Origin of the sequence: Streptomyces sp. NBC_00846, assembly GCF_045207325.1 — a bacterium.
Taxonomy (GTDB): domain Bacteria; phylum Actinomycetota; class Actinomycetes; order Streptomycetales; family Streptomycetaceae; genus Streptomyces.
This window is the reverse complement of sequence record NZ_CP108846.1, coordinates 714250-738864: the sequence shown is the minus strand read 5'-3', so window position 1 is coordinate 738864 and position 24615 is coordinate 714250. Positions and strand designations below refer to the sequence as shown.

The 24615-nt window shown below is 71.4% G+C and carries 25 protein-coding genes and 3 pseudogenes; 14 read left to right on the top strand and 14 right to left on the bottom strand.

Going from position 1 to position 24615, the window contains the following annotated elements; all coding sequences use genetic code 11:
- Positions 1-34 precede the first annotated feature (34 nt).
- The 3 genes from OG936_RS03435 to OG936_RS03425 all read right to left on the bottom strand — a co-directional run bounded on the left by OG936_RS03435 (position 35) and on the right by OG936_RS03425 (position 1834).
- Complete coding sequence (locus OG936_RS03435) at positions 35-532, bottom strand: nuclear transport factor 2 family protein (RefSeq protein ID WP_406492437.1); 498 nt, start codon at positions 530-532, stop codon at positions 35-37.
- A 70-nt stretch (positions 533-602) separates the two neighbouring features.
- Positions 603-1466 (bottom strand): universal stress protein, encoded by an 864-nt coding sequence (locus OG936_RS03430; RefSeq protein ID WP_406492436.1) that lies wholly within the window; start codon positions 1464-1466, stop codon positions 603-605.
- Positions 1463-1834: a transposase gene (locus OG936_RS03425; protein WP_406492434.1), complete on the bottom strand. Its 372-nt coding sequence runs from the start codon at positions 1832-1834 to the stop codon at positions 1463-1465. Before OG936_RS03425 ends, OG936_RS03430 begins: the two co-directional genes overlap by 4 nt.
- A gap of 88 nt (positions 1835-1922) precedes the next feature.
- Here OG936_RS03425 and OG936_RS03420 point away from each other — a divergent pair, with 88 nt between their 5' ends.
- Positions 1923-2174: a hypothetical protein gene (locus OG936_RS03420; protein ID WP_406492432.1), complete on the top strand. Its 252-nt coding sequence runs from the start codon at positions 1923-1925 to the stop codon at positions 2172-2174.
- On the opposite strand, the gene OG936_RS03415 is transcribed toward OG936_RS03420, so the two are convergent.
- The 3 genes from OG936_RS03415 to OG936_RS03405 form a co-directional block, all read right to left on the bottom strand.
- Positions 2175-2702 carry a ferredoxin gene (locus OG936_RS03415; RefSeq protein WP_406492431.1) on the bottom strand — a complete coding sequence of 176 codons (528 nt, stop codon included), beginning with the start codon at positions 2700-2702 and terminating at the stop codon, positions 2175-2177.
- 432 nt (positions 2703-3134) lie between these two features.
- Positions 3135-4007 (bottom strand): undecaprenyl-diphosphate phosphatase, encoded by an 873-nt coding sequence (locus OG936_RS03410; RefSeq protein ID WP_406492430.1) that lies wholly within the window; start codon positions 4005-4007, stop codon positions 3135-3137.
- 225 nt (positions 4008-4232) lie between these two features.
- Complete coding sequence (locus tag OG936_RS03405; RefSeq protein WP_406492428.1) at positions 4233-4946, bottom strand: TVP38/TMEM64 family protein; 714 nt, start codon at positions 4944-4946, stop codon at positions 4233-4235.
- Between the two features lie 195 nt (positions 4947-5141).
- Here OG936_RS03405 and OG936_RS03400 point away from each other — a divergent pair, with 195 nt between their 5' ends.
- From OG936_RS03400 to OG936_RS03385, 4 genes are all read left to right on the top strand, one after another.
- Positions 5142-5285 carry a hypothetical protein gene (locus OG936_RS03400; protein WP_406492426.1) on the top strand — a complete coding sequence of 48 codons (144 nt, stop codon included), beginning with the start codon at positions 5142-5144 and terminating at the stop codon, positions 5283-5285.
- Between the two features lie 91 nt (positions 5286-5376).
- Entirely contained in the window at positions 5377-6546 is a 1170-nt protein-coding gene (gene tuf / locus OG936_RS03395; RefSeq protein WP_406492424.1) for an elongation factor Tu, read from the top strand.
- A gap of 221 nt (positions 6547-6767) precedes the next feature.
- Entirely contained in the window at positions 6768-6974 is a 207-nt protein-coding gene (locus OG936_RS03390; RefSeq protein WP_406492422.1) for a hypothetical protein, read from the top strand.
- Positions 6975-7062: 88 nt separating this feature from the next.
- Positions 7063-7908, top strand: a complete 846-nt coding sequence (locus OG936_RS03385) for a spermidine synthase (RefSeq protein ID WP_406492421.1) — start codon at positions 7063-7065, stop codon at positions 7906-7908.
- Here OG936_RS03385 and OG936_RS03380 read toward each other — a convergent pair.
- Both OG936_RS03380 and OG936_RS03375 read right to left on the bottom strand, forming a co-directional pair.
- Positions 7870-9168: an MFS transporter gene (locus tag OG936_RS03380; RefSeq protein WP_406492419.1), complete on the bottom strand. Its 1299-nt coding sequence runs from the start codon at positions 9166-9168 to the stop codon at positions 7870-7872. The genes OG936_RS03385 and OG936_RS03380 overlap by 39 nt on opposite strands.
- A 63-nt stretch (positions 9169-9231) precedes the next feature.
- On the bottom strand, positions 9232-10320 hold the full coding sequence (locus OG936_RS03375) for a hypothetical protein (protein WP_406492418.1): 1089 nt from the start codon (positions 10318-10320) through the stop codon (positions 9232-9234).
- Between the two features lie 138 nt (positions 10321-10458).
- Here OG936_RS03375 and OG936_RS03370 point away from each other — a divergent pair, with 138 nt between their 5' ends.
- The gene (locus OG936_RS03370; RefSeq protein WP_266744884.1) at positions 10459-10911 is read left to right on the top strand and encodes a DUF4442 domain-containing protein; all 453 of its coding nucleotides are present in this window, start codon (positions 10459-10461) and stop codon (positions 10909-10911) included.
- A gap of 162 nt (positions 10912-11073) precedes the next feature.
- Entirely contained in the window at positions 11074-11733 is a 660-nt protein-coding gene (locus OG936_RS03365; protein ID WP_406492416.1) for a DedA family protein, read from the top strand.
- A gap of 110 nt (positions 11734-11843) precedes the next feature.
- Here OG936_RS03365 and OG936_RS03360 read toward each other — a convergent pair whose 3' ends face one another.
- Positions 11844-12374 carry a gamma carbonic anhydrase family protein gene (locus tag OG936_RS03360; RefSeq protein ID WP_383759579.1) on the bottom strand — a complete coding sequence of 177 codons (531 nt, stop codon included), beginning with the start codon at positions 12372-12374 and terminating at the stop codon, positions 11844-11846.
- A gap of 182 nt (positions 12375-12556) precedes the next feature.
- Here OG936_RS03360 and OG936_RS03355 point away from each other — a divergent pair, with 182 nt between their 5' ends.
- Positions 12557-13312, top strand: a complete 756-nt coding sequence (locus tag OG936_RS03355; RefSeq protein ID WP_406492415.1) for an acyltransferase — start codon at positions 12557-12559, stop codon at positions 13310-13312.
- Positions 13313-13333: 21 nt separating this feature from the next.
- Here the strand turns inward: OG936_RS03355 and OG936_RS03350 are convergent.
- Positions 13334-14195: pseudogene (locus OG936_RS03350) on the bottom strand (EamA family transporter).
- 93 nt (positions 14196-14288) lie between these two features.
- Between OG936_RS03350 and OG936_RS03345 the strand changes: the two are divergent.
- Positions 14289-14861, top strand: a complete 573-nt coding sequence (locus OG936_RS03345; RefSeq protein WP_406492413.1) for a helix-turn-helix domain-containing protein — start codon at positions 14289-14291, stop codon at positions 14859-14861.
- A gap of 44 nt (positions 14862-14905) precedes the next feature.
- Entirely contained in the window at positions 14906-15466 is a 561-nt protein-coding gene (locus tag OG936_RS03340; protein WP_406492411.1) for a YbaK/EbsC family protein, read from the top strand.
- Positions 15467-15511: 45 nt separating this feature from the next.
- Here OG936_RS03340 and OG936_RS03335 read toward each other — a convergent pair whose 3' ends face one another.
- Positions 15512-16336: an aminoglycoside N(3)-acetyltransferase gene (locus OG936_RS03335; protein WP_406492409.1), complete on the bottom strand. Its 825-nt coding sequence runs from the start codon at positions 16334-16336 to the stop codon at positions 15512-15514.
- A 73-nt stretch (positions 16337-16409) separates the two neighbouring features.
- Positions 16410-16820 (bottom strand): CoA-binding protein, encoded by a 411-nt coding sequence (locus OG936_RS03330; RefSeq protein WP_406492408.1) that lies wholly within the window; start codon positions 16818-16820, stop codon positions 16410-16412.
- A 58-nt stretch (positions 16821-16878) separates the two neighbouring features.
- Here OG936_RS03330 and OG936_RS03325 point away from each other — a divergent pair, with 58 nt between their 5' ends.
- The 3 genes from OG936_RS03325 (at position 16879) to OG936_RS03315 (ending at position 22172) form a co-directional block, all read left to right on the top strand.
- Complete coding sequence (locus OG936_RS03325; protein ID WP_266744875.1) at positions 16879-17505, top strand: YigZ family protein; 627 nt, start codon at positions 16879-16881, stop codon at positions 17503-17505.
- Between the two features lie 267 nt (positions 17506-17772).
- Positions 17773-18939, top strand: coding sequence for an exonuclease SbcCD subunit D (locus OG936_RS03320; RefSeq protein WP_406492406.1), 1167 nt, complete (start codon positions 17773-17775; stop codon positions 18937-18939).
- Positions 18936-22172, top strand: a complete 3237-nt coding sequence (locus OG936_RS03315) for an AAA family ATPase (protein ID WP_406492404.1) — start codon at positions 18936-18938, stop codon at positions 22170-22172. Before OG936_RS03320 ends, OG936_RS03315 begins: the two co-directional genes overlap by 4 nt.
- On the opposite strand, the pseudogene OG936_RS03310 reads toward OG936_RS03315, so the two are convergent.
- Positions 22162-22513: pseudogene (locus OG936_RS03310) on the bottom strand (Lrp/AsnC family transcriptional regulator); the annotation flags it as partial. The gene OG936_RS03315 and the pseudogene OG936_RS03310 sit on opposite strands and share 11 nt — an antisense overlap.
- Between OG936_RS03310 and OG936_RS03305 the strand changes: the two are divergent.
- Positions 22508-22748, top strand: a pseudogene (locus tag OG936_RS03305) (rhodanese-like domain-containing protein); the annotation flags it as partial. The pseudogenes OG936_RS03310 and OG936_RS03305 sit on opposite strands and share 6 nt — an antisense overlap.
- A 174-nt stretch (positions 22749-22922) precedes the next feature.
- On the opposite strand, the gene OG936_RS03300 reads toward OG936_RS03305, so the two are convergent.
- The gene (locus tag OG936_RS03300) at positions 22923-24608 is read right to left on the bottom strand and encodes a DUF885 domain-containing protein (protein WP_406492403.1); all 1686 of its coding nucleotides are present in this window, start codon (positions 24606-24608) and stop codon (positions 22923-22925) included.
- Between the last annotated feature and the right edge of the window lie 7 nt (positions 24609-24615).

Below are 24615 nucleotides of genomic sequence, written 5' to 3'. Positions count from 1 at the left end.
GGCGCCGACGAACGGAAGCACCCGGTGGGCGGGGTCAGCCCGCGACGTGCGAGCCCGCTGTGTCGCGCCACTTCTCGTCGACGGTCACGGAACGGATCCCCCAGCCGCTCGCCGTACGCGACAGGGTGAAGGCGTACCGCCCGCCGGAGACGAAGTTCGGAGCACCCGCCCCCTTCCCGGAACCGCCCTCGGCGCCCGCCGTGACCTCCAGCCGCATCGGATTCAGGTAGTCGGCCCGCACCTCGGCGCGGTCGCCCGGGTAGCCGCCCAGGTCCTGGATGTCGAGCCGGCGGTTGACGATCAGATGCTGGCGTACGGGGAAGAGCCGCATGGTCTCCGCAAGCCACTGGGCGACCTCGGCGGCGGGCCCTTCGATGCCGCCCGCGCTGCGGTAGTCGGCGCGGCCGTCCGGGGTGAACAGGGCCCGGTAGTCCGCCCACGCTCCGTCGTCCACCGCCCTCGCGTATCCGGTGATCACTGCATCGATGGACAACTGGTCCATCACGGTCGAGAGATCCACGCGCTGCGTCATCGGGTCAGTGTCTGCCCGCGGGAGTGCGACGCCAAGGGGGCGTGCACGCGCGGGCGGGTCGGCGCCGCTGTCAGCAGGGCACCACGGCCACCGGGCCGAGCGCGTGCGTGAGCGTGGTCTGCGCGACGGGGGAGAGCCCGAGCCCGAGGGACTCACCGCCCCTGCGCCGCCCGATCACGGTCAGCGCGGCGGTCGCCGAGGCCGTGACCAGAGTGCGTGCGGCGGAGCCGCCGACCGGTTCCCTGACGACCTCGACCTGCGGGTACCTCTCCTGCCGGCCCGCGGTGAGTTCGGCGAGCGTGCGCGCGGCAGCTCCCGCCGCCGCGTCCCGGTCGAAGACGGGACCGCCGGACAGCATCGAGGAGAACATCGTCCAGCCGTGCACGATCCGCAGCCGGGCACCCGGCCGGGACGCGGCCGTAGCGAAGGCGAAGTCCAGCACCGCTTCACTGCTCTCGTCGGCGGCCACGCCCGCGACGATGTCCGGGTAGGCCTCCGCCGCCTCCGCCTCGTCCTCCTCCGACGGTCCGCTGTGGATGACGACCACGGGGCACTCGGCCATCGAGGCGGTCGCCAGGCTGTTGGAGCCGAGCATCAGGGACCGGAAACCACCCAGGCCGCGGGAGCCGACGACCACCAGCGACGCCTCGCGGCTGAGCGCGGTGAGCGCCGCCGCGGGGAAGTCCAGCGGTGCGAGCGTCGTCGGGTGCAGGTCCGGAGCGATCTCGCCCACCCTCCGTACGGACCGGGTGAGCAGCTCCTCCGCCCCGCGCAGCTGCGTCTCCCGGGCGGCGGGCCGGGTCGGCGTCCGGGCGTGCACGATCACCAGCGCGAGCCCCCGGCGGACGGCTTCGCGCGCGGCCCAGTCGAGTGCCTCGCGGCTGTGTGACGAGCCGTCGACGGCTGCGATCACGGGACAGTCGGCGGTGGTCATGATTTCCTCCAGATTCCGGCGGTACGAGTCCCAGGCTGGTGCGCGCACGACCTGTACGGCAGGGCCTTTCGGCCCCTTCTGCCCGAGGCCGGTTGTCCGGACCGGTAGATCTCGATCGTCTGCTGCTGTTCCCGATTCTCCCTGCGCAGCCGCTGGAGCTCTCCCTTCTCCGCCGTGGTCAGCGCGCCGGGCACCCCCTCGCCGCGGTCGACCTTCGCTTGCTTCACCCAGCCGCGAAGACCCTCCGGACTCACACCGAGTTCCCGGGCGACCTCGGTGACATTCCGCCCTGACGACCGGACCAGTGCCACCGCGTCCCGCTTGAACTCCGACGTGTACCGCTTGCTCATGTTGCTCTTGCCACTCAACCTGGACTGCTTCCTCCGGGACCAATCCGTCCCAGTATCTCGGAACCTCACCAGCCCGATCACCCGCGCCTCCGGCAGAAAGAAGGTCGTGACCGCACGGTACGTCCGCAACGACCGGCTCATCGACGCCCTGATCGCCCAGGCCTTTTCCACACTGCGGGTCTCCGCCGGAGCCAGAACCTACTACGAGCGGCAACGAGCTCGCGGCATCGAATTCAATGCAGCCCTGCGCCAACTCGCCAACCGGCTCGTCGGCATCCTGCACGGCTGCCTGAAAACCGGCACACCGTACGACGAGGCGACAGCATGGTCCCAGCGGGCCCACGCACTCGCCGCGTGACTACAGATCAGGCAACCGGTCAACGGGTGTGGGGGACTGCCGCTCTTCCAGCCAGTAGAGGTAAATCCGCAGGTCAGTTGCCAGGCCACCGGCGATGTAGCGCTCGAAGTCGCGGACGGCAGCGGCTATGCCCTGGTCTGCCCAGGCATCGCTCTCATCCCACTTGCTCCGCTGCTCGGACAGGTACTGCACGACCTGGCTGCGATTACGCCACCACTCCCGGACCGATCTCGGTGTCCACCGCGAGTCGTCGTCACAGCCGTACCCGAGGAACGGATCGTTGTCCGCCGCCTCGATCAGCAGGGCCGTGTCCGCAGGCGTTGTGGGTTGGTGGTAGACGTACTCGCTGAGGCACTCGCCTCCATAGAGGACGTGGGCGGGTGCCGAAAGCCGTCCCGTCCAGCAGGTGTCGGTCTCCCCGCCGTAGAAGGGCCCGGGGACGTTGAGCCACAGTCGGTCTTCCCAACTGCCGCGAAAGGCATCGCGGTCGTTGCCGAGAATGGCCACCGGGTCGAAGTAGAGCGTCATGCGCGGAGACTAGGGCATCCGTTCGGGCTGAACGACGGGCTCCCGATGGGAGGGGAACTGTCTGGTCTCCCTGGGCTCACGGGCTCGCCGTTTGACTCTCCAGCTCATGGGATGTCTGTCAAGTCTTTGTGTTCAGTCCACGATCAGCCCGGACCCGGAGAAGGCGCTTACCGAGCGCGTCCAAGGCCTACTGGCCCGCCCCGATCCGGACTGACCCGAACCCGGCCGCCGCGTAGAAGGGCCCGCACAGCTGCTTGAGGCTGTGCAGGCCCTTCTTTCGGTCCCCGGATTTGCTGTCGCACCGCTGTTTAGCTGCGCGCCTCCTAGTCTCCCGAGTGGGAGACGGGTGGGAGGGAAACGGGAGACGATCACGACGCATGGATGTGCGAAAGCGTCAGAATGCGCTAGATAGTGCCAGGTGCGGCGATTCGGTCAACCCGCGGACTCGCCCGCGTGCGGGCTCAGAACCCCGGCGCCGACCAGGGCGAAGAGCAGAATGCCCAGAATGATCCGGTAAACCACGAACGGCATGAAGCTCTTGGTCGTGATGAACTTCATGAACCACGCGATGACGGCGTACCCCACGCCGAACGCGATGAACGTCGCGAAGATCGTCGGCCCCCACGACACATGTCCCTCACCCGCGTCCTTCAGCTCGAAGACACCCGAGGCCAGCACCGCCGGGATCGCCAGCAGGAAGGAGTAGCGGGCCGCCGCCTCGCGGGTGTACCCCATCAGCAGACCACCGCTGATGGTGGCGCCGGAACGGGAGACACCCGGGATCAGGGCCATGGCCTGGCAGAAACCGAAGATCAGGCCGTCCTTGATGCCGAGCTCCCTGAGCGTCTTGCGCTCCTTGCCGGCCCGGTGCCTGCCCCCCGAATCGTCGCGGGCGGCGAGGCGGTCGGCGATGCCGAGGACGATGCCCATGACGATCAGAGTGGTGGCGATCAGCCGCAGATCGCGGAAAGGGCCCTCGATCTGGTCCTTGAACGTCACACCGAGCACGCCGATGGGGATGGAGCCGACGATGACCAGCCAGCCCATCCGGGCGTCGTGGTCGCCGCGCATCGACCGGTCCACCAGCGAGCGGAACCAGGCCGAGACGATCCGGACGATGTCCTTGCGGAAGTAGATGAGGACGGCAGCCTCCGTGCCGATCTGGGTGATGGCGGTGAACGCCGCACCCGGGTCGTGCCAGCCGGCGAACGCGGCGGTCAGCCGCAGATGCGCGCTGGAGGAGATCGGCAGGAACTCGGTCAGTCCCTGAACGAGGCCCAGGACGAACGATTCGAACCAGCTCATGGGGCTTTGGCCATCCCGGAGGTGATCGTGCATCGGCCGACGGCCATGGGTGCCGTCGGCCATGTACGGATTTGCGGTCGAATGAGGGCAGGGCACCGCGCCGCGCCCGGAGATCTTCGGTCGGTCGCGGGCAGGGTATCGCCCTCAGATGAACAGCTTTACGCATGCCCCGTGCCGCCCCTGCCGCCCGTTCCGGCGCGTACCGGACCACACGTCTCACTCTGCTCACTCGGCGGAGAATCGGTGGCGCTTGCGCCAGGCGACGACGGCCGCGCCGAGCCCCGTCAACACGATGAAGCCCATCGCCGCCAGGAACGCGGGCGACGTCGGTGACGAGGCCTCGCTGCCCGCGACGACATAGGCGGCGGTGTTCGGGATCGAGCCGAGCCCGGTGGCGGCCAGGAACGGCGGATACCCCATGCGCGAGACCGCCGCGCAGTAGTTGGCCGCCGCGAACGGGACACCGGGGAACAGCCGCAGCGCCAGCATCGAGCGGAAACCGTGCCGGCTCAGCTGACCGTCCGCCGCCCTGAGCCAGCGCCCGCGCAGCAGCGTACGGAGTGCGTCCTGCCCGAGCACCCTGCCCAGCCCGAACGAGATGCCCGCGCCGAGGACCGTGCCCGCCAGCGCCGCCGCCAGACCCGCCTGCGAACCGAAGAGCGCGCCCGCGGCGACATTGAGCAGGGGCCTCGGCACGAAGGCCACGGTGCACGCGCCGTACGCGACAGCGAACAGCACGACCGCGGCCGCGCCCCCGCTCAGCCTGCCGGGCCAGTCGGCGGCGAGCAGTCGCTGGGGCTGGAGGAGCAGCATCGCCGCCGCGGCGGCCAGCAGCACCACCACGAGCAGTGAGAACCGGGACCAGGGCGACAGCAGCGCCCTCGTGCAGCGCGCGGCGAGACCGGTGGCGGGCCGGGCGGCGGGGACGGGGTCGAGCATGCGGGGAGACTAACCGACGCCCGTGGGTGATCGCCGCAACGCGAACGGTACGGGACGGGTGGCCCGTGCACTCCCGGCGCCCTGCCGGACGCCAGGCCTCCGACCGCGGCCGGACGCCGAACTCCCGTATCCCGCTCGCGATGTCCGCCGGAAAACCATTCGACGCCGCCGCGTCGCTCGGCCATGATCGGACCCATGTTCCGGTACGCCTTTCCCGCAGCGCGGTCCGCAGTCGCGGACGCGCCGAAGGCTGCCGTGAACCCCGTCATCGCAGCGGCACTTGTCGCCGCGGCAGCGTTCACCGCTGCCGCGGCGCCCATCGGCGGCGCCCGAAGCTGACCCTCCCCCGACAGTCCGGCGGACCCCGTGAGGGGAGGGTCGGCGGGGCCCTGGGGTCTTCTCTCTCAGCTTCGAATCCAAGGAATGAGCCATGCCCAAGACGGCATACGTGCGCACCAAGCCGCACCTCAACATCGGCACCATGGGCCACGTCGACCACGGCAAGACCACCCTGACCGCCGCCATCACCAAGGTCCTCAGCGACCGCGGAACCGGCACGTTCGTCCCGTTCGACCGGATCGACCGGGCACCGGAGGAGACGCAGCGCGGCATCACCATCAACATCGCGCACGTCGAGTACGAGACCGACACCCGCCACTACGCCCATGTCGACATGCCGGGCCACGCCGACTACATCAAGAACATGGTCACCGGCGCCGCCCAGCTCGACGGGGCGATCCTCGTCGTCTCCGCGCTCGACGGGATCATGCCGCAGACCGCCGAGCACGTCCTGCTCGCCCGGCAGGTGGGCGTCGACCACATCGTCGTGGCCCTCAACAAGGCCGACGCGGGCGACCCCGAGCTGACCGACCTGGTCGAGCTGGAGGTCCGTGAACTGCTCTCCGCGCACGGCTACGGCGGTGACTCCGTCCCCGTCGTACGTGTGTCGGGCCTCAAGGCCCTGGAGGGCGACCCTCGTTGGACCGCGGCCGTCGAGGCGTTGCTGGACGCCGTCGACACGTACGTGCCGATGCCGGTCCGCTACACCGACGCGCCGTTCCTGCTGTCGGTGGAGAACGTCCTGACCATCACCGGCCGGGGCACCGTCGTCACCGGGGCCGTCGAGCGCGGCACCGTGCGTGCCGGCGACCGGGTGTCGGTGCTGGGCCCGGACATCGAGACGGTCGTCACCGGTCTGGAGACCTTCGGGAAGCCGATGGAGTCCGCGGAGGCCGGCGACAACGTGGCGCTGCTGCTGCGCGGTGTGGAGCGCGACCGGGTCCGCCGCGGCCATGTGGTCGCGGCGCCCGGCAGCGTGACGCCGAGCCGTCGCTTCGCCGCGCAGGTCTACGTCCTGTCGGCGCGGGAGGGTGGCCGGACCACGCCGGTCACCACCGGCTACCGGCCGCAGTTCTACATCCGCACCGCGGACGTCGTCGGCGATGTCGACCTCGGCGGGGTGGCGGTGGCGCGCCCCGGCGACACGGTCGACCTGACCGTCGAACTGGGCCGTGACGTCCCACTGGAGACCGGACTCGGCTTCGCGATCCGCGAGGGCGGCCGCACCGTCGGCGCGGGCACCGTCACCGCACTGCTCTGACGCGTGCCGCCAAGGGCCCGCCTCCCGTGCCCCGCGGGAGGCGGGCCCGGCGCACTGCGCAAGACTGACGGCAGGACAGGAACAGCACTGGTGCTCGGCGTCGGCGTGTCACCGGCAGCGCCTGGGAATCGGGAATTCTGTACGGGCTCGCGAAGGCGGGCGCGGACCTCACCGGCGCCGACCTGACCATCGGCAGCTCGGCGGGCGCGGTGGTCGGCGGGGTGCACTCCCCGGCCAACGCCCATCTCGCCGTGGGCCACGGACGCGTCATCGTCGTCGCACCGACGGCCAGTGGCAACAAGGCCCTCGCCTCGCCGCACTCACAGGCGGCCGAACTCGCCGCGAAGGGCGCCCGTGTCGAGGTCATCACCCTGGACGCGGCGGCGAAGAAGGCATTCGGCCACAACCCCCTCGACCCGGGCCGCTGAGGCTCGCGCCGGGCTCGCCCGGGCGGCGGCGCACACCGAAGCCGTAGCCGCGGTCATGAACAGCTGATCCGGCCCCCACAATGGGGGAGTGAACGAGTCGATACCTGTCATCCGGGACGTGGACCACGGCACCGCCAGACTCCTGCCCGACGTGGACCGGGACCGGGCCTGGCTGCTCACCGTCGACGGCGCGCCCCAGTCGTACGTCGACCTCGACGCGCCGGACCACCTCGAATTCGAGTACGCGCGACGGCTCGCCCACATCGTGGACTGCGCGGCGGCACCGGGCGCACCGCTGGACGTACTCCACCTCGGCGGCGGTGCGCTCACCCTGCCCCGCTACGTCGCCGCGGCCAGGCCCGGCTCCCGTCAGGACGTGGCCGAGGCCGACCTCGGGCTCCTCGCCCTGGTCGCCGAGCACCTGCCGGTCCCCGAAAGCAGCGGGATCACCGTGCACGGCACGGACGCCCGCAGCCGGCTGGAACAGACCCCGCCCGGCTCCGTCGACCTCCTGATCGCGGACGTCTTCGGCGGCTCGCGGGTGCCCGCCCACCTCACCACCGTCGAGTACGCGCGGGCCGCCCGCCGGGCGCTGCGCGACGGCGGAATCTACGCAGCCAACCTCGCCGACGGCGCGCCCTTCGGATTCCTCCGCTCCCAACTGGCCACCTTCGCGGCCGTCTTCGAGGAACTCGCGCTGATCGCCGAACCCGCGGTGCTGCGCGGCCGGCGCTTCGGCAACGTCATCCTCGTCGCGTCCCCGCTCCCCGTCGACACCGTGACGCTGACCCGTCGCTGCGCCGCAGACGCCTTCCCCGCCAGGGTCGAGTACGGCCGCGCGCTGGACCGGTTCGCCGGAGCCGCCCGGCCGGTCGAGGACAGCGGGGCGGTCGCCTCACCCGAGCCGCCCGACGGAGCCTTCGGCATCGGCTGAGTCCGATGCCCGCGCCTTGGCCGTCACCACCTCGGTGGTGACGGCGGCCCGGGTCAGATTGCGTACCTCGGGCACGAACAGCACGGCACCGGTGACCAGCACGATCAGCGCCGCGCAGCCCCACAGGGCCGGACCGCGCCCGACCAGGGACTCCACCGGCCCGGCGAGCGCGGTGGCGACCGGCATCATCGCCACCGAGCCGAACCAGTCGTACGCCGAGACCCGCGACAGCTTCTCCTCCGGGATCTCCTGATGCATGGCCGTCATCCACGAGACCCCGAACACCTCGATGGCGACGCCGCTGACGAACATCACCCCGCAGAGCCCCGCCACCGGCAACGGCACTGCCAGCCCCGCCGACGGCAGCGCCAGCGGGAAGACACAGAGGGTTCCGGCCAGCAGCATCCGCCGCGGCCTCCAGCGCGTCATCAGGAATGCCCCGCCGAACGTGCCGGCCCCGAACGCGGCGAGCGCGAAGCCCCAGGGGCGGGCGCCACCGAGCTCGTCCCGGGCGACCAGCGGCCCGTACACCGACTCGGCGGCCCCCACCGCGGCGACCACCACCGAGAACTGCGCCACGATGCTCCACAGCCAGGGGCGGCCGACGAACTCCTGCCAGCCGTCCCGCAGATCGGCGAGCAGACCGCCGCCCGGCGCGCGCGACGGAATATGGCTGACGTCGAGGAAGGCGCGCAGCGCACCCGCCACCGCGAAGGACGCGGCATCGATGGCCAGCACCCAGCCCGGGTCCATCGCGGCGATCATGGCGCCGCCGAGCGCCGCACCGCCGATCGTCGCGCTCTGCATGGCCATCCGGAAGAGGGCGAAGGCGCGGCTCGCCTGCTCACGGCTGACGCTCGACATCAGCATGCCCTCGGCCGCCGGGTTGAAGAACGCCTGCCCGGTGCCGCACAACGCGGTGAGCAGCATCATCTGCCACAGCTTCGGATCACCGGCCAGGACCAGCCAGGCGAAGGCGGCCTGCGAGACGCAGTTGAGGGCGTTCGCCGCGACCATCACACGGTGGCGCGGCAGCCGGTCGGCGACCGCCCCGCCGATCAGCAGGAAGAGCACCAGCGGTGCAGCCCTGGCGGCGGCCACCAGCCCGACGTCGCCGCCGTCACCGCCCGCCTCCAGAACCGCGAACGCCGCCGCGATCAGCGCGCCATGGGTACCCAGGCCGGTGATGATCGCGGCGGCGGTCAGCAGACGATAGTTGCGGCCGGGGCGGCGGACGGGGGATGCGGGAGCGGCAGTCACCAAGGGACTATCGCCGCCGCGGCCCCGCCCTGCCAACTGCTTTCCGGGACACGGGGGAGTGGGTCAGGGGGATGAGGTGACGTCCACCAGCCGCACGGTGCTCAGAATCTTCTGGATCGTCGTGTCAGGGAGTTCGTCCTTGACGTTGTGCGCTGCGTACAGGATCCAGGACGCGAAATCGCCCTTCTTGTTCTTGAAGGTGAAGGCGATCGTCTTGCCGTCGCCGTCGCACTTCTTCCGCTTCGTGACATTCGGGGCGGTGGCTGTGACGACCTGGCCGGTGAGACCCGACTTGGTGGTGTACTGCTTGGCCTCGGTGAACTTGATGGTGCTCTTCGGCATGTGCTGCGCGTAGGCGGCCCACGCCCAGTCGCCGGCCTCGTTGCGGGCGTTCTTGGCCGCGTCGGTGGCGCCCTGGGCGCCCCTGGTGCCGGCGCTGGCCAGGCTCATGTCCTCCTTGGTGCCGTCCTTGTCGGAATCGTCCACGCACCACTTGCTCTGGTAGTAGGACGGTGCGGAGAATCCGATGTAGGGCGAGCCGTCACCCTTCTTTTCGTCCTCGAAGTACGACAACGTGCCGGGAGCGCCGACCTCCCAGTCGCCGGGCACGTCGAACTGCGTGCCCCACCTGGGGTTGGTGACGACCTTCCAGCCTGCGATCAGGGGCTTGGCGTCCCCGTCGGTGCCGCGCGGGTTCGCCTCGGGCGAGGACGCGGATCCGGACGGCTCGGCGGGCGCCGAGGAGTTCTTGTCGTCGGCGACGTCCTTGCCCTTGTTGTCGTCCTTGTTCATCACGACGACACCGGTGACCACGGCAGCCACGACGACGGCAGTGGCCGCGACGATCGCGACGGCGGTGGTCTTCTTCTTGCCGCCGTCGGGCCGCGGACCACCGGGCGGGCCGGGCATCGCGTACTGCGGCACGGTCGGTTGCTGGTACGGGTTCGGCTGCGGGTAGCCGGGCTGCTGACCCTGCTGCTGCCCGGGCTGACCCTGCTGCTGGTACCCCGGCTGCTGACCGGGCTGTCCTTGCTGCTGATATCCCGGCTGCTGATAGGGATTCGGCTGCTGGTACCCCGGCTGCTGATATGGGTTCTGACTCTGGTCCTGCGGGTTCTGCTCGCCCCCGGGCGGCTGCTGTCCTGGCCACATGGCGAGTAACGATAGAGGTGTGGTGTCCGGTCGACTGCGCCCACCCCCGCGAGCGCACCGTGAGGGAAGCGACAGCGTTACGGGACGGAGCGGATCCCGGGATGGCCAAACGGTTCTACTCGTAAGTAACATCTGGTCATGAGTGCTGAACAGACGACCGTGGGCGAGATGCTCGCCGCGACGGTCCCGATGGCCCGGACCCTCAACCTCGAGTTCCTGGAGACGACCGCCGAGCGTGCGGTGGTCCGCCTGCCGGACCAGGCCGACTACCACAACCATGTCGGCGGACCCCATGCCGGTGCGATGTTCACGCTCGCGGAGTCCGCAAGCGGTGCGATCGTCCTCGCCGCCTTCGGCGACCAACTGTCCCGCGCTGTTCCGCTGGCGGTGAAGGCGGAGATCGGTTACAAGAAGCTGGCCAAGGGCGTCGTCACGGCCACGGCGACCCTCGGCCGCCCGGTGGCCGAGGTCGTCGCCGAACTGGACGCGGGCAAGCGCCCCGAATTCCCCGTGGCCATCGAGATCCGGCGCGCGGACGGCGCGGTGACCGGTGAGATGACGGTCCTCTGGACGCTGCGTCCGAACGCCTGACCAGGAACGGCTCCGTGAAGGGCCGCCACACACCCTTGGACTCCAGGGGCCGTGGCGGTCCTTCGCGCTGTTCGGGCGGATGGTCGGACAGGTAGCATTCCCGCGGTGCGCCGAGGAGTTGGCCGGCGGGCAACCGGACATCAGTTACGAGAGGAATCGGCGTTGCACATCCAGGAGTGGCTGGAGACCGTCCCGGCCGTCAGCGTGTACGTCCTGGTGGGTGTCGTCATCGGGCTGGAGAGCCTCGGCATTCCGCTGCCGGGCGAGATCGTCCTGGTCAGCGCGGCGCTTCTGGCCGCTGGACACGACGGAATCAACCCCTGGATCCTCGGTGCCTGCGCATCGGCGGGCGCGGTCATCGGTGACTCGGTCGGCTACGCCATCGGCCGCAAGGGCGGCCGGCCACTGCTCGCCCGGCTCGGCGGGAAGTTCCCCAAGCACTTCGGGGAAAGCCAGATCGGCATGGCGGAACGGTCGTTCCAGAAGTGGGGCATGTGGGCGGTGTTCTTCGGCCGCTTCGTCGCCCTGCTGCGGATCTTCGCGGGTCCGCTGGCCGGCGTGCTGCACATGCCGTACTGGAAGTTCCTGATCGCGAACGTGTTGGGCGGCATCGTCTGGGCCGGTGGCACCACGGCCGTCGTCTACTCGGTGGGCGTCGTCGCCGAGGCCTGGCTCAAGCAGTTCTCCTACCTCGGGCTGGCCGCCGCGGTGTTGTTCGGTGTGACGTCGATGCTGGTGCTGAAGAACCGGGCCAAGAAGGCGGCGGCACAGGCGTCGGCCGCATCGGCGCCCGAGGCGGAGGCCGTGCCGGCAGTGGACTGACCGGGCCGGAGGCGGAACGGAACCGGGGAATCGCAGTCCGAGGCTTCCTTCGCTGCCCTCCGTCAGCCCGCCCGTGGTCCTCGGTTGCGCTCCGTGCCGCCGCGTTCCGCTCAGCTCGCGTGTGCCTGGTGGTGTGCCTTGGCCAGTTCCGCGTAGCCCACCGCGTTGAACTTGATGCCTTCGAGCTCCTCCTCGGTCAGCTGCCGCTTGACCTTGGCGGGGACGCCGGCGACGAGCGACCCCGGTGGTACCTGCATCCCCTGCGGAACCAGCGCCTGTGCCGCGACCAGCGAACCGGCGCCGATGCGAGCGCCGTTGAGGACCGTGGCCCCCATGCCGACCAGGACGTCGTCCTCGATGGTGCAGCCGTGGAGTACGGCGTTGTGTCCGACCGAGACACGCTCGCCGACCGTCACCGGGAACCCGGGATCGACATGCACGCTGCAGTTGTCCTGGATGTTGCTGTCGGCGCCGATGACGATGGGACCGCAATCGGCGCGCAGCACGGCCTGGTACCAGAGGCTGGAGCCCGCCGCCATCGTGATCTCGCCGATCACGACCGACGTCGGTGCCGTGAAGGCCTCCGCATCGATGTCCGGCTCCTTGCCGCCGATTCCGGTGATCAACGCCTGCTCTGCCATCGCCCGTTCCTCCGTGCTCAGGTGTGGTGCGGTCGTGGTCGTCCGACCGCCACGGCTCGGCCGCCGCTGTCCGATCGCGTCGGGGAAACGGTAGGCGACGGGCGAAGAGCTGACGTCGAGTGGGGCGAACATCACAGGGTGCCGCGGTGATCACGCCGGGCGCCGCCGACTACCGTGTGCGAGTGCCCAAGAACTGGAACGCGTTCTCTTCCCTCGCCGCCTGGCGGCGGCGCGCCCTGTCCCGGGCCGTCCATCGCGGCTGGCGCTGGGTGCAGGAGTCGGGCGCGGTCACCGCGGAACACCCCGGTGGGCTGCGGTTCGGCCGGATCGGCGAAGGCACCCGACTGGCCTTCCCGCAGGGCACGGTCTTCGGAGAGCCGTGGATCGAGCTCGGCGCCCACTGTGTGATCGGTGAGCAGGTCACGCTGACGGCCGGACTCATGCCCGACCTGGACCTCGGCGCCGAGCCGATCCTGACTCTGGGGGACGGAGTGGTGCTCGGCCGCGGCAGTCATGTCGTCGCCGACACCAGGGTGACCATCGGCTCGGACACGTACTGCGGACCGTATGTGTACATCACGTCCACGAACCACAGTTACGACGATCCGTACGAGCCGGTCGGCAAGCAGTGGCCCCGCATGGAACCCGTCACCATCGGGCCGGGCTGCTGGATCGGCACCGGAGCGGTGATTCTGCCGGGGGCCGTGCTGGGGCGCAACGTGGTGGTCGCGGCGGGCGCGGTCGTACGCGGAGAGGTGCCCGACCACGCGGTGGTGGCCGGTGCTCCCGCCCGTGTCGTGCGCAGCTGGGACTCCGAGATGGGCTGGCAGCCCCCGCTGCGCACCCCTGCCCCGGTGCCGATTCCGTCGGGCGTCACGCCCGAGCAGCTGCTGTCCCTGTCGGAGCCGGGTGAGGCTTCGGGCCCGTCCGGCGACTGAGGGTGGCGGCGGCCGGAGCCCTCAGCCGGTCGCCAGCAGCACCGTGCCCACCAGCGCGAGACCGGCCCCGGCCGCCTGTACCCCGCGCAGCCGTTCCTTGAGCACGCCGTGCGCGGCCACGGCCGTGACCACCGGATAGAGCGAGGCGAGCACGGCGGCCACGGTGACCGGGCCGTGCTGTGCGGCGATCGAGTACGTGCCGTTGGCCGCCACATCCGCGAGTCCGACGAACGCCAGGGCGGGCAGCGCCGCGAGCACCACGGCGACACCGCCGTCCTCCGGCAGTGCGCGTGCCCCGCGCCGCACCGATACATACAGGGCCGTACCGCCCACCGCGATGTTGGTCAGGCGCTGGACGAACAGCGCCAGGAACAGCCCGGTGACCGTGGTGGACGCCTCCGCGATCAGGGACATCACCGAGCCGAAGCCGAAGGCGGCCACCAGGGTCAGCAGCACCGCCCGGCGCTGCACCGGCGCCCCGCGCAACTGCGGACCGCCGGCCAGCACGATGCCCACCACGGCCACGCCGACCCCCGCGAACTGCAGCAGCCCCGGCCGCTCCCCGACGACGATCCCGACGCTCACCGGAACGGCGACACCCAGTGATCCGAGCGGCCACGCCCATCGGGCCGAGTGCCAGGGCCTTGTAGAAGCTCAGCAGTGCGACCGGTCCGACGGCACCCGCCGCGACGGCGAACCAGAGGTGCGGACCCGCCTCGCTCCAGCCGCCGGTCGCGATCACGACGCCGCCCAGCACCACGGCCGCGGCGGCCTGCGAGACGACGACCACGGTGAGTGCGGGCGTACGCCGGGTGAGCAGCCCGCCGCCGAAATCGGCCAACCCCCAGAGCAGGCTGGTGGCCAGGGCGAACAGTGCTGTCATGGCATGCCTCGCAGTACAGTGCGATGAACGGTTCGGTCCACCGCACCGTAGTGCAATATATTCGACTCTGTCATTCAAAATATTGGATGGAATGTGTCTGACCTTGATCAGCTCACTCAGTCGCTGGCGCGCAATCTCAAACGCTGGCGGGGGGAACGCGGCTTCACTCTGGACGCACTTGCCGCGCGTGCCGGGGTCAGCCGCGGCATGATCATTCAGATCGAGCAGGCCCGCACCAATCCGAGCGTCGGCACCACGGTCAAGCTCGCCGACGCGCTGGGTGTCAGCATCACGACGCTGCTCGACTACGAACAGAGCTCCCCCGTCCGGCTGGTGCCCGAGAGTCAGGCGGTGCGCATGTGGTCCACGGAGGCGGGCAGCGCCACCACCCTGCTCGTCGGCACGGAGGCCAGGGGCCCGCTCGAACTCTGGTCGTGGCGACTGATGCCCGGCGACAGCAGCACTTCCGATCCGCACCCCGAGGGCACCGTCGAACTGCTCCACGTCACGGCGGGCGAGCTCACCCTGATCGTCGACGGCTCCTCGTACCGCGTACCCGCCGGTGGATCCGCCTCCTTCGAGGCGCATCACCCGCATGCCTACCGCAACGACGGCTCCGAGCCCACCGAGGTGACCATGGCGGTCTCGATCCCGCCGGTACGATGAGACGGCCAGTCTGACGCCTCCGGGACGCTGTTAGCGTGCTGCGTATGCGCGCACCCATCGGATCCTTCGAGAACGCCTGTCCGGCGGCCGACCGTCCAGACCTGCTCACCGAGCCCGTCGCCGCAGCCGTGACCGAGGGCTGGGGCGGCGTCCCCGCCGAGCATGTCATCCACGTCGACACCGATCCGGCCATCGCCGACACCGCGGTCTTCGTCGAGCACCACGGTGCGGAACTGCTCGACCGGTCGGCCAACTGCGTCGTGGTGGCGGGCAAGCGCGGCGGCGAAGTGTCGTTGGCGGCCTGCCTCGTCCTCTCCCACTCCCGCGTCGACGTGAACGGCGCGGTCCGCAAGCACCTCGGTGCCCGCAAGGCATCCTTCGCCCCGATGGACACGGCGGTCGGCGAGACCGGCATGGAGTACGGCGGCATCACACCGATCGGACTCCCGGCCGGCTGGCCGCTGTTGATCGATCCCGCCGTCGTCGACGAGGAGTGGGTGCTGATCGGCAGCGGCAGCCGCCGGGGCAAGCTGATCGTGCCGGGCAAGGCACTGGCCGCGCTGCCGGGCGCGGTGATCGTCGAGGGCCTGGGCGTCAGGGGCTGACAGCCTCTGAGGCCACCGCTCAGCCGTGCGTGCGGCAGAGGGCCCTCACCGGCACCCGCCCCGGTGTGACGACAGCCAGCGGGACGCGAAGTCGACGGCATCGGTGAGGCGGAAAAGCCGGCTCGTCGACGCGCCCACCGGCCCGGTGCGGACGGCCGCACCGTTGTCCGAGTGGGCGAAGTCCGCTCCCAGGGCTGCGAAGTCGCCGTCGTCCAGCGCGACGTCCTCGTACTCCCACCAATGGCGCCGGCCTTCGGTCGTCACCACACAGCGGTAGCTGCGGCGGGGCGGGACAGGCACTCGGTACTCACCGAGATGGAACGCGGTGCAGGTGTCGAACCCGGTGCCCAGCAGAAGCACTTGGGCACGCAGGTCGTAGAGGCGGGCCAACGGGGAGTCCTCGCCGAGATGGCAGTCGGACCGGTGGTCCGCCACCAGATTCCGGGCCAGCGGTCCGAGCGCGGCGAAGGACGTCTGGGGGTGTCCGCTGCGTACTGCCTCCTCGGTCAGCCGGACCGCCTCCGCGAGGCGGCCCATCGACGGCGCGGCCGAGGTCGCCGCGTCGAACGGCGGCATGCTCGCCCGCACCGCCTCCCGCGCCTGGTCGGTGAGACCGCGCACCCGGTCGAGATAGTGCGCAGAGGTGTCGGAATTCTCCGGGGTGAAAGCCGGGACGACGAGTGTGCCGTGTTCGCCGAGGGCGTCGCGCAACGCACCGACCACTGCCCCGACCCCGCCGCCGACCGTGCCCACCGCCCGTATCGACGCGTGCACCAGCAGGACGCCGTTCCGTTCCACTCCGAGCTCGGACAGCTGTCCGGCCAGCCCGGTTCGGCCGTGACGGACGATCGGCGCAGTCGCAGTACTCACAGCGGGTCATTCTCCCAGCCGGACCACGAGTGTGACACCACGCACATGCGGACGAGCGACGGGAGTGCTGCGGCTACTGGCTCAGCGCCGGTATTTCGATGGCCGGGCAGCGGTCCATGACCATGTCGAGCCCCGCCGCGCGCGTACGGTCGTACGCCTTGGTGTCGACCACCCCGAGCTGGAACCAGACCGCCTTCGCGCCCGTGGCCACCGCCTCGTCGGCCACGCCGCCCGCCAGTTCGCTGTTGACGAAGACGTCCACCACATCGACCGGGAACGGTATGTCGGCCAGCGAGGCGTAGCCGTCCTCGCCATGGACCCGCTCCGCCTTCGGATGCACCGGGACCACTCGCTTGCCGAAGCGCTGAAGCACCTCGGCGACGCCGTAGGCCGCGCGCGACCGGTTGTCGGACAGGCCCACCACGGCCCAGGTCTCGCCCGTGTCCCGGAGAATCCTGCGGATCGTCTCTGCGTCTGCGTACATGACCCGGACAACGGACGGCGGCCCCGGACTGTTCCCGGCCGGGGCATAGGCTGGCGGGATGCAGGAGCAGTACCGGACAGTCGCCCGAGCGGGCGTGCACGAGACCGAGATCAACCGGTCACGCTTCATCTGCGCGCTCGCCCCCGCCGCCACCGAGCAGGAGGCGCAGGACTTCGTCGCACGCATTCGCAAGGAACACCCGACCGCCACCCACAACTGTTTCGCCTACGTGATCGGCGCCGACGCCTCCGTACAGAAGGCGAGCGACGACGGAGAGCCCGGCGGCACCGCGGGTGTCCCCATGCTGCAGATGCTGACGCGCCGTGAGATGCGGTACGTCGTGGCCGTCGTCACCCGCTACTACGGCGGTGTGAAGCTCGGCGCGGGCGGCCTGATCCGGGCGTACGGGGGAGTGGTCGGCGAGGCCCTCGACGCGATCGGCACCCTTACCCGGCAGCGGTTCCGCCTCGCCACGATCACCGTCGGCCATCAGCGGGCGGGCAAGCTGGAGAACGACCTCCGGGCCACCGGACGGACGGTGCGCGAGGTCCGGTACGCGGAGGCCGTCGTCATCGAGATCGGGCTGCCGGACGCCGATGTCGAGGGGTTCCGCGGCTGGCTGGCCGACGCGACGGCGGGCGAGGCCCGGCTGGAGCTGGGCGGCGAGGCGTACGGGGACGCCTGACCAGGGGGCGGGGGCCGGAACCGCGGGTCGGGGTCGGGGTCGGGTCCACGCTGTGCGGGGCCCACGCCCGGCGCGACGAGCCCGGCTGAAGGCCCGGGGCGGTCGGCGATGATGGGAGACTGGGGCCGGTGAGGAATCAGGGGCCCACTGGTGCAGACGTGGCCGGTACGGAGGGACAGGACTCCGCGAAGGTCCGTGTGATCACGGTGCGCGGCGGCCCCGCGCCCTGGGGGCGGAGGAAGAGATGACGCAGGTCGGAGCCGGTTCTTGAGGATTCTGCACACATCGGACTGGCACCTGGGGCGGTCGTTCCACCGGGTTTCCCTGGTCGAAGCCCAGGCCGCCTACCTGGACCACCTGGTGGCCACGGTGCACGCACACGAGGTGGACGTGGTCCTCGTCGCGGGCGACGTGTACGACAGGGCCGTTCCGCCGCTCTCCGCAGTCGAGCTCTTCGACGACGCGCTGCACCGGCTCGCCGCCGCCGGTGTGCCCACCGTGATGATCTCCGGAAACCACGACTCGGCACGCAGACTGGGCGTCGGCGCGGGCCTGATCGAGCGGGCCGGAATCCATCTGCGTACCGACCCCGCCCACTGCGCCACCCCCGTCGTCCTGCGCGACGCACACGGCGATGTGGCGTTCTACGGACTGCCCTATCTGGAACCCGCCCTGGTGAAGGACGTCTTCAAGGCGGATCGTGCCGGGCACGAGGCGGTGTTGACCGCGGCCATGGACCGGGTGCGCGCGGACCTCGCGAGCCGCCCCGACACCACCCGGTCCGTGGTGCTCGCCCATGCCTTCGTCGCGGGCGGCGAGCCCAGCGACAGCGAACGCGACATCACCGTCGGCGGGGTGGCCGCCGTACCCGCCGGAGTCTTCGACGGCGTCGACTACGCGGCGCTCGGGCACCTTCACGGCTGCCAGACCGTCACCGAGCGGGTCCGCTACTCGGGCTCGCCGCTCGCTTACTCCTTCTCCGAGGCAGCCCACCGCAAGACGATGTGGCTGATCGATCTCGACGCCTCGGGCGCGATCGCCGCCGAACGCGTCGACTGCCCGGTGCCCCGTCCGCTCGCCAGACTCCGCGGCCGCCTCGACACCCTCGTCGACGACCCCGCGCTGGAGCGGCACCGGGACGCCTGGGTGGAGGCCACGCTCACCGACCCGGTGCGCCCGGTCGAGCCGATGACCCGCCTCGTCGAGCGGTTCCCGCACACCCTCAGTCTCGTATTCGAACCCGAACGGGCCCCCGACGACCCGCTCGCCTCGTACGCGCAGCGCCTCCAGGGGCGCGACGACCAGCAGATCGCGGAGGACTTCGTGGCACACGTGCGGGCCGGGGCCTCGGCGGACGAGCAGGAGCGCACGGTGCTGCGCGGCGCCTTCGACCACGTACGGGTCGACGACGCTCTGCGCGAGGTGAACCGTTGAGACTCCACAGGCTCGCCATCACCGCCTTCGGGCCGTTCGGCGCCACCGAGAACATCGACTTCGACGCGCTCTCCTCAGCCGGGCTCTTCCTGCTCCACGGGCCGACCGGTGCCGGGAAGACCTCAGTACTCGACGCGGTCTGCTACGGCCTGTACGGCGCGGTGCCCGGCGCCCGCCAGAGCCCCGGCACGTCGCTGCGCAGCGACCACGCCCTGGCCGGCCTCCCCACCGAGGTCACGCTCGAACTGACCGTCGGTGGCCGGCGCCTCGAAGTAACCCGGCGCCCCGCACAGCCCCGCCCCAAGAAGAAGGGCAACGGCTTCACCACGGAGAAGGCCCAGAGCAGCCTGCGGGAGTACGACCCCGACGACGGCTGGCGGCCGCTGAGCCGCTCGCACCAGGAGATCGGCGAGGAGATCACCCAGCTCATCGGGATGAGCCGGGACCAGTTCTGCCAGGTGGTCCTCCTGCCCCAGGGCGACTTCGCACGTTTCCTGCGCGCGGATGCCGAGGCGCGCGGCAAACTGCTCGGCAGGCTCTTCGACACCCGCCGTTTCGCCGCCGTCGAGGAGCGCCTCGCCGAACTGCGCCGTACCGCCGAAGCACAGGTCAGGGCCGGGGACGAACGGATCCTCGCGGTCGCCCAGCGGATCGCCCAGGCCGCCGGACCGGCCGCCCGCGAATCGCCGCTGCCCGACATCCAGCCCGGCGAACCCGGGCTCGCCGACGGCGTGCTGGCCTGGGCCGCGACGGCCCGCAGCAGCGCCCGGGAACGGCTCGACATCGCCGCGTCCGTACTGGCCATGGCCGAAGGCCGGCAGTCGGCCGCCCGCCTGGCCCTCGACAACGAACGCGAACGTGCCGCGCTCCAGCAGCGGTACGAGGAGACCCGGCGCCGCGCCGACGTGCTCGAAGCCGGCCGTCCCGACCACGACCGGCACCGTGAACGGCTCGCACGGGCCCGCAAGGCCGACCTCGTCGCACCGGCACTGGAGCTGCGTGACGAGGCCGAGCGCGCGTACCGTACGGCCCGCGCGGCCCGCGACGGCGCCCGGGCGCTGCTGCCCGACACCCTGGCCGACGCCGGTGCCGAACAACTGGCGGAAATGGAACGGAGACTCCGCCAGGAGCTCGGCGGGCTCGACGCCGCGCAGCGCGCCGAGCGGCGCAGCGGGCAGATCGACGCCGAGCGAGCCGGACTGGAGCGCCAGGCCCGGGCCGACGACGAGCTGATCCGTGAGGCGGAGGGCTGGCTGGCCGACTGGGCTGCCACCCGTGAGGAATTGCGGGCCCGCATCGAGGAGGCGCAGGAGGCCGCGACCCGCGCCGAACAGCTCGCCGGCCGACTGGAGCCGGCCCGCGCACGGCTGGAAGCGGCCCGCCGCCGTGACGCGCTCGCCATCCAGGCGTCGGCCGCCGCCGAGCGGCTGGCGGAGGCCCGCGAGCGGGCCTCGGGCGCCCATGAGACGTGGCTGGAGCTTCGCGAACGACGGCTCCGCGACATCGCCGCGGAACTGGCCGCCGAACTGGTGGACGGCGAGGACTGCATGGTGTGCGGCTCCGCCGATCACCCCAGGCCCGCACGCGCCGGCGACGGCCATGTCGACCGGGCCACCGAGGAACGGGCTCTCGACGCGTACCGGCGTGCCGAGGAGGCGCGCACGGAGGCGGACCGGGAGCTCGGGGTCGTACGCGAGAAGCACCTGGCCGCCCGCGCCGCCGCCGCACAGCCGGCGGTGCCGCAGCCGAGGGACGGCGCCACTGCCGCTGACCCGGGTGCGTCCGGGCGGGGGGCCGGGGGCGTCGCGGTCGAGTCGGCTGTGTCCGCGTCGGTGTCCGGAGGCGTTGCTGCCGGGGCGGCGCCGTGCGTGCCGGGCGCCGGGGCCGAGGTGGCTGCGACCGGTGCGGCCCGCGGCGAGCGGCCCCTTCCGGGTTCCGCGGACGAGCCCGTCGCCGATCCGGCCATCGCCGAACTCGCCGCGCTCGTCGAGAGGCTGACGCGCGGACATGCCGAGGCGCACCGGACCGCCGCCGGCATGCACGCGGCGCGCGAGGCACTCGCCATGGCCGAGCGGGAACAAGCCGAACGCCTTGAGAGCCGGCAACTGGCCGAGCGCCGGGCCGCGGCCCGTACCTCCCTACGGGAAGGCCTGGACCGTGAACAGGCCACGCTGGAAGCAGAGCTGGCGGTCATCCGAGGGGAGTCCGGCAGCGTCGCCGAGCACGCCGAGCTGCTGGAGCGCCGGGTCGGTCTGCTCGCCGCCGCCGCCGAGGCGGTGCGCGAGCAGGAGTCGGCCGCGCGGCGCCGCAAGGAGGCCGACGGCCGACTCGCGGACGCCGCGTTCCGTGCCGGGTTCGACACCCCGCAGGCCGCGTCCGCGGTCCTCCTCACCGACGCCGAACAGCACGGACTTCAGCGCCTGACCGAGGCATGGCAGTCCGAGGCGGCCGCCGTCGCCGACCGTCTCGCCGAGACCGCGACCCGAGCCGCCGCCGACGGCCCGCCCGCCGCGGTGGACGCCGCGCAGGCCGCGTACGACACGGCCGAACGGTTGCTGCGGGACGCCTCCGCGGCATTGGCAGCCGCACGCGAGCGCTGCGCCGAGCTGGTCAGGCTGTCGCGCAGCGCCACGGACGAGGTACGCGGGCTCGGGCCGCTGCGCGAGGAGTACGACCGGGTGGCACGGCTGGCCGGGCTCACCGCGGGTACCTCCGCGGACAACGAACGCAAGATGCGGCTGGAGTCCTACGTGCTCGCCGCCCGGCTCGAACAGGTCGCGGCCGCCGCCACCGCACGGCTGCAGCGCATGTCGTCCGGCCGTTACACGCTGGTCCACTCCGATGCCCGCACCGGAGGCCGCCGATCGGGCCTCGGCCTGCACGTCGTCGACGCCTGGACCGGACGCGAACGCGACACGGCGACACTCTCGGGCGGCGAGACCTTCTTCGCCTCGCTCGCCCTCGCGCTCGGCCTCGCCGATGTCGTCACCGACGAGGCCGGCGGCGTACGGCTGGACACCCTCTTCATCGACGAGGGCTTCGGCAGCCTGGACGACCAGACCCTCGACGAGGTGCTCGACGTGCTGGACTCGCTGCGTGAACGGGACCGCAGCGTCGGCATCGTCAGCCATGTCGGCGACCTGCGCCGCCGCATCCCCGCACAGCTCGAAGTGGTGAAGGAGCGCCACGGATCGGCGGTACGGCACCGCACCGCGGGCGAGGTCAGCGGCTGACGGCGCGCCGGGGGAGCGGCGAGGAGCGGACGACGCTCGTGGTGACGGAGCCGAGGGCGCCGATCCTGCCCGAGACCTCCTCAGGATGACGCATCGAGCGGGCGGTGACCTTCAGTACGAAACAGTCGTCGCCGGTGAGATGGTGGGCCTCCACGATCTCGTGGGGTCGTATCGAGCAGATCGTGGAACGGCTTGTCATTGCCGTTCGGACAGCGCAGCCGTACGAGAGCGAGAATCGGCAGCCCCAACCGCTCCGGATCGACCACCGCCGCGTACCCGCTGATCACCCCGGCCTCCTCCAGCCTGCGCACCCGCTCGGTCACGGCACTCGGGGACAGGCCCGCAGCCTCCTCGACCCGGCCGTCCCCGTGGTCACGTACTGCTGGGGCCGGCTGCAACGGCGCAACACGCGCCGCGCTCGCCCTCGCGGAACTCGGCTGCCAGGTCAAGGAGATGCTCGGCGGCTTCGAGTACTGGGTGCGTGAGGGCTTCTCGTTCGAGACCTGGCAGGGGCGCGAACGGCGCGACGCCGACCCGCTCACCACACCGGTCGACTCCGACGACTGCGGCTGCTGACCGGCCGCGCCGGACGCGTACCCCTCCCGCTCGCCCCTCCCTGCCGCCCTTGCCGGGACGTCCCGCGAGTGGTGCGGAGGACCGGAGGCGACGGGAGGGGCGGGAGGGGGCGAGAGGCAGGTCAGAGCCTGGCCGGCTCGTCCACGGCCGGAGCCCTGGACAGTTCGTCCACGGTCAGAGCTTGGACAGTTCGTCCACGAGGTCGTCGAGACCGAGCGGGCCCTGCGACAGCGCGGCCATGTGCCAGGCCTTGGCGTCGAACGCGTCGCCGTGCGCCCTGCGGGCGTTCTCCCGGCCGAGCAGCCAGGCGCGTTCGCCCAGCTTGTAGCCGATCGCCTGCCCCGGCATCGAGAGATAGCGGGTGAGTTCGCTCTCCACGAAGTCGGCCGGGCGGCCGCTGTGGTTGCCGAAGAACTCCTGGGCCAGGTCCGGGGTCCACCGCTCGCCGGGGTGGAACGGGGAGTCCGCCGGAATCTCCATCTCCGCGTGCATGCCGATGTCCACGATCACCCGGCAGGCCCGCATCATCTGCGCGTCCAGATAACCGAGGCGGCGCTCGGCGTCCGGCAGGAAGCCCAGCTCGTCCATGAGCCGCTCCGCGTACAGCGCCCAGCCCTCGGCATTGGCACTGACCTCGCCGATCGACGCCTGGTAGCGGGAGAGGCTGTCGGCCACATGCGTCCACTGGGCGATCTGCAGATGGTGGCCCGGCACACCCTCGTGGTACCAGGTGGAGACCAGGTCGTACACCGGGAAGCGGGTCTCGCCCATGGTGGGCAGCCAGGTGCGGCCGGGGCGCGAGAAGTCCTCGGACGGGCCCGTGTAGTACGGGGCGGCGGCGCCGCCGGGCGGGGCGATGCGGGACTCCACCTTCCTTACCCGCTCGGCGAGTTCGAAGTGTGTACCGTCGAGCGCCTCGATCGCCTCGTCCATCAGACTCTGCAGCCAGGCCTGGACCTCGTCGACCCCCTCGATGTGCTTGCCATGCACATCGAGATGGGCCAGCGCCTCCCAGGGACCGGCGGCGGGCAGGATCTTCTCGGCCTCGGTCCTCATCTCGGCGAGCAGCCGGTGGTACTCGGACCAGCCGTACGCGTACGCCTCGTCGAGGTCGAGATCGGTGCCGTTGAAGTAGCGCGACCAGCGCGCGTACCGCTCGCGGCCCACCGTGTCGGGCGCGCCTTCGATCGCGGGGGCGTACACATCGCGCATCCAGTCGCGCAGCGCCACGACCGACTCCGTGGCCCGGCGGGCGCCGTCGTCCAGATCGGTACGCAGGGACGCCGGGCCGGCGGCCGCGAAGTCATGGAAGAAACCCGTCCCGCCGTCGCCGGCCCACTCGCCGAGCTGGCCGATGAAGGTGGCGGCGGCGCGCGGGCCGCCGTACAGCTTGCGCTCCAGGCCGAGCGCGAGCGACTCGCGGTAGCCCTCCAGCGCGGCGGGAACCGCGCGCAGCCGGTCCACGACCGCCGCCCAGTCCTCGTCGGTCTCGGTCGGTGTCACCGTGAACACCTCACGGACGCTGTGCGGCGGCGAGGAGAGGTTGGAGACGGCGCGCAGTCCCTCGTCGGCCTCATGGACGGCGAGTTGCGCCGTGAGACGCTCGCGCAGAAGGCGGCCGCAACGGCGCTCGGCATCGCTGTCCGCGCCGGGCAGCTGCTCGGCGGCGTCGAGCTTCACCAGGGTGGTACGGGCGAGTTCGGCTAGGGCTTCCTGCCCCGCGGGGGAGAAGTCGGGAAGGTGGCGCGAGCTCTCAGCGACACCCAGGTAGGTGCCCGCGATCGGGTCGAGCTCGATGAATGCGTCGACGTAGGCGTCGGCGACCTGGCGGGGCAGCGCGCTGCTGGGAATATCTGACATGCGGACA

Excerpts from the sequence above, each read along its gene's own strand:
- OG936_RS03360 (WP_383759579.1), bottom strand. The coding sequence starts at position 12,374 with ATGGCAGAGCAGGCGTTGATCACCGGAATCGGCGGCAAGGAGCCGGAC.
- OG936_RS03430 (WP_406492436.1), bottom strand. The coding sequence starts at position 1,466 with ATGACCACCGCCGACTGTCCCGTGATCGCAGCCGTCGACGGCTCGTCA.
- tuf (WP_406492424.1), top strand. The coding sequence starts at position 5,377 with ATGCCCAAGACGGCATACGTGCGCACCAAGCCGCACCTCAACATCGGC.
- OG936_RS03370 (WP_266744884.1), top strand. The coding sequence starts at position 10,459 with ATGAGTGCTGAACAGACGACCGTGGGCGAGATGCTCGCCGCGACGGTC.
- OG936_RS03375 (WP_406492418.1), bottom strand. The coding sequence starts at position 10,320 with ATGTGGCCAGGACAGCAGCCGCCCGGGGGCGAGCAGAACCCGCAGGAC.
- OG936_RS03415 (WP_406492431.1), bottom strand. The coding sequence starts at position 2,702 with ATGACGCTCTACTTCGACCCGGTGGCCATTCTCGGCAACGACCGCGAT.
- OG936_RS03340 (WP_406492411.1), top strand. The coding sequence starts at position 14,906 with ATGCGCGCACCCATCGGATCCTTCGAGAACGCCTGTCCGGCGGCCGAC.
- OG936_RS03325 (WP_266744875.1), top strand. The coding sequence starts at position 16,879 with ATGCAGGAGCAGTACCGGACAGTCGCCCGAGCGGGCGTGCACGAGACC.
- OG936_RS03300 (WP_406492403.1), bottom strand. The coding sequence starts at position 24,608 with ATGTCAGATATTCCCAGCAGCGCGCTGCCCCGCCAGGTCGCCGACGCC.
- OG936_RS03405 (WP_406492428.1), bottom strand. The coding sequence starts at position 4,946 with ATGCTCGACCCCGTCCCCGCCGCCCGGCCCGCCACCGGTCTCGCCGCG.
- OG936_RS03330 (WP_406492408.1), bottom strand. The coding sequence starts at position 16,820 with ATGTACGCAGACGCAGAGACGATCCGCAGGATTCTCCGGGACACGGGC.
- OG936_RS03410 (WP_406492430.1), bottom strand. The coding sequence starts at position 4,007 with ATGAGCTGGTTCGAATCGTTCGTCCTGGGCCTCGTTCAGGGACTGACC.
- OG936_RS03435 (WP_406492437.1), bottom strand. The coding sequence starts at position 532 with ATGACGCAGCGCGTGGATCTCTCGACCGTGATGGACCAGTTGTCCATC.
- OG936_RS03400 (WP_406492426.1), top strand. The coding sequence starts at position 5,142 with ATGTTCCGGTACGCCTTTCCCGCAGCGCGGTCCGCAGTCGCGGACGCG.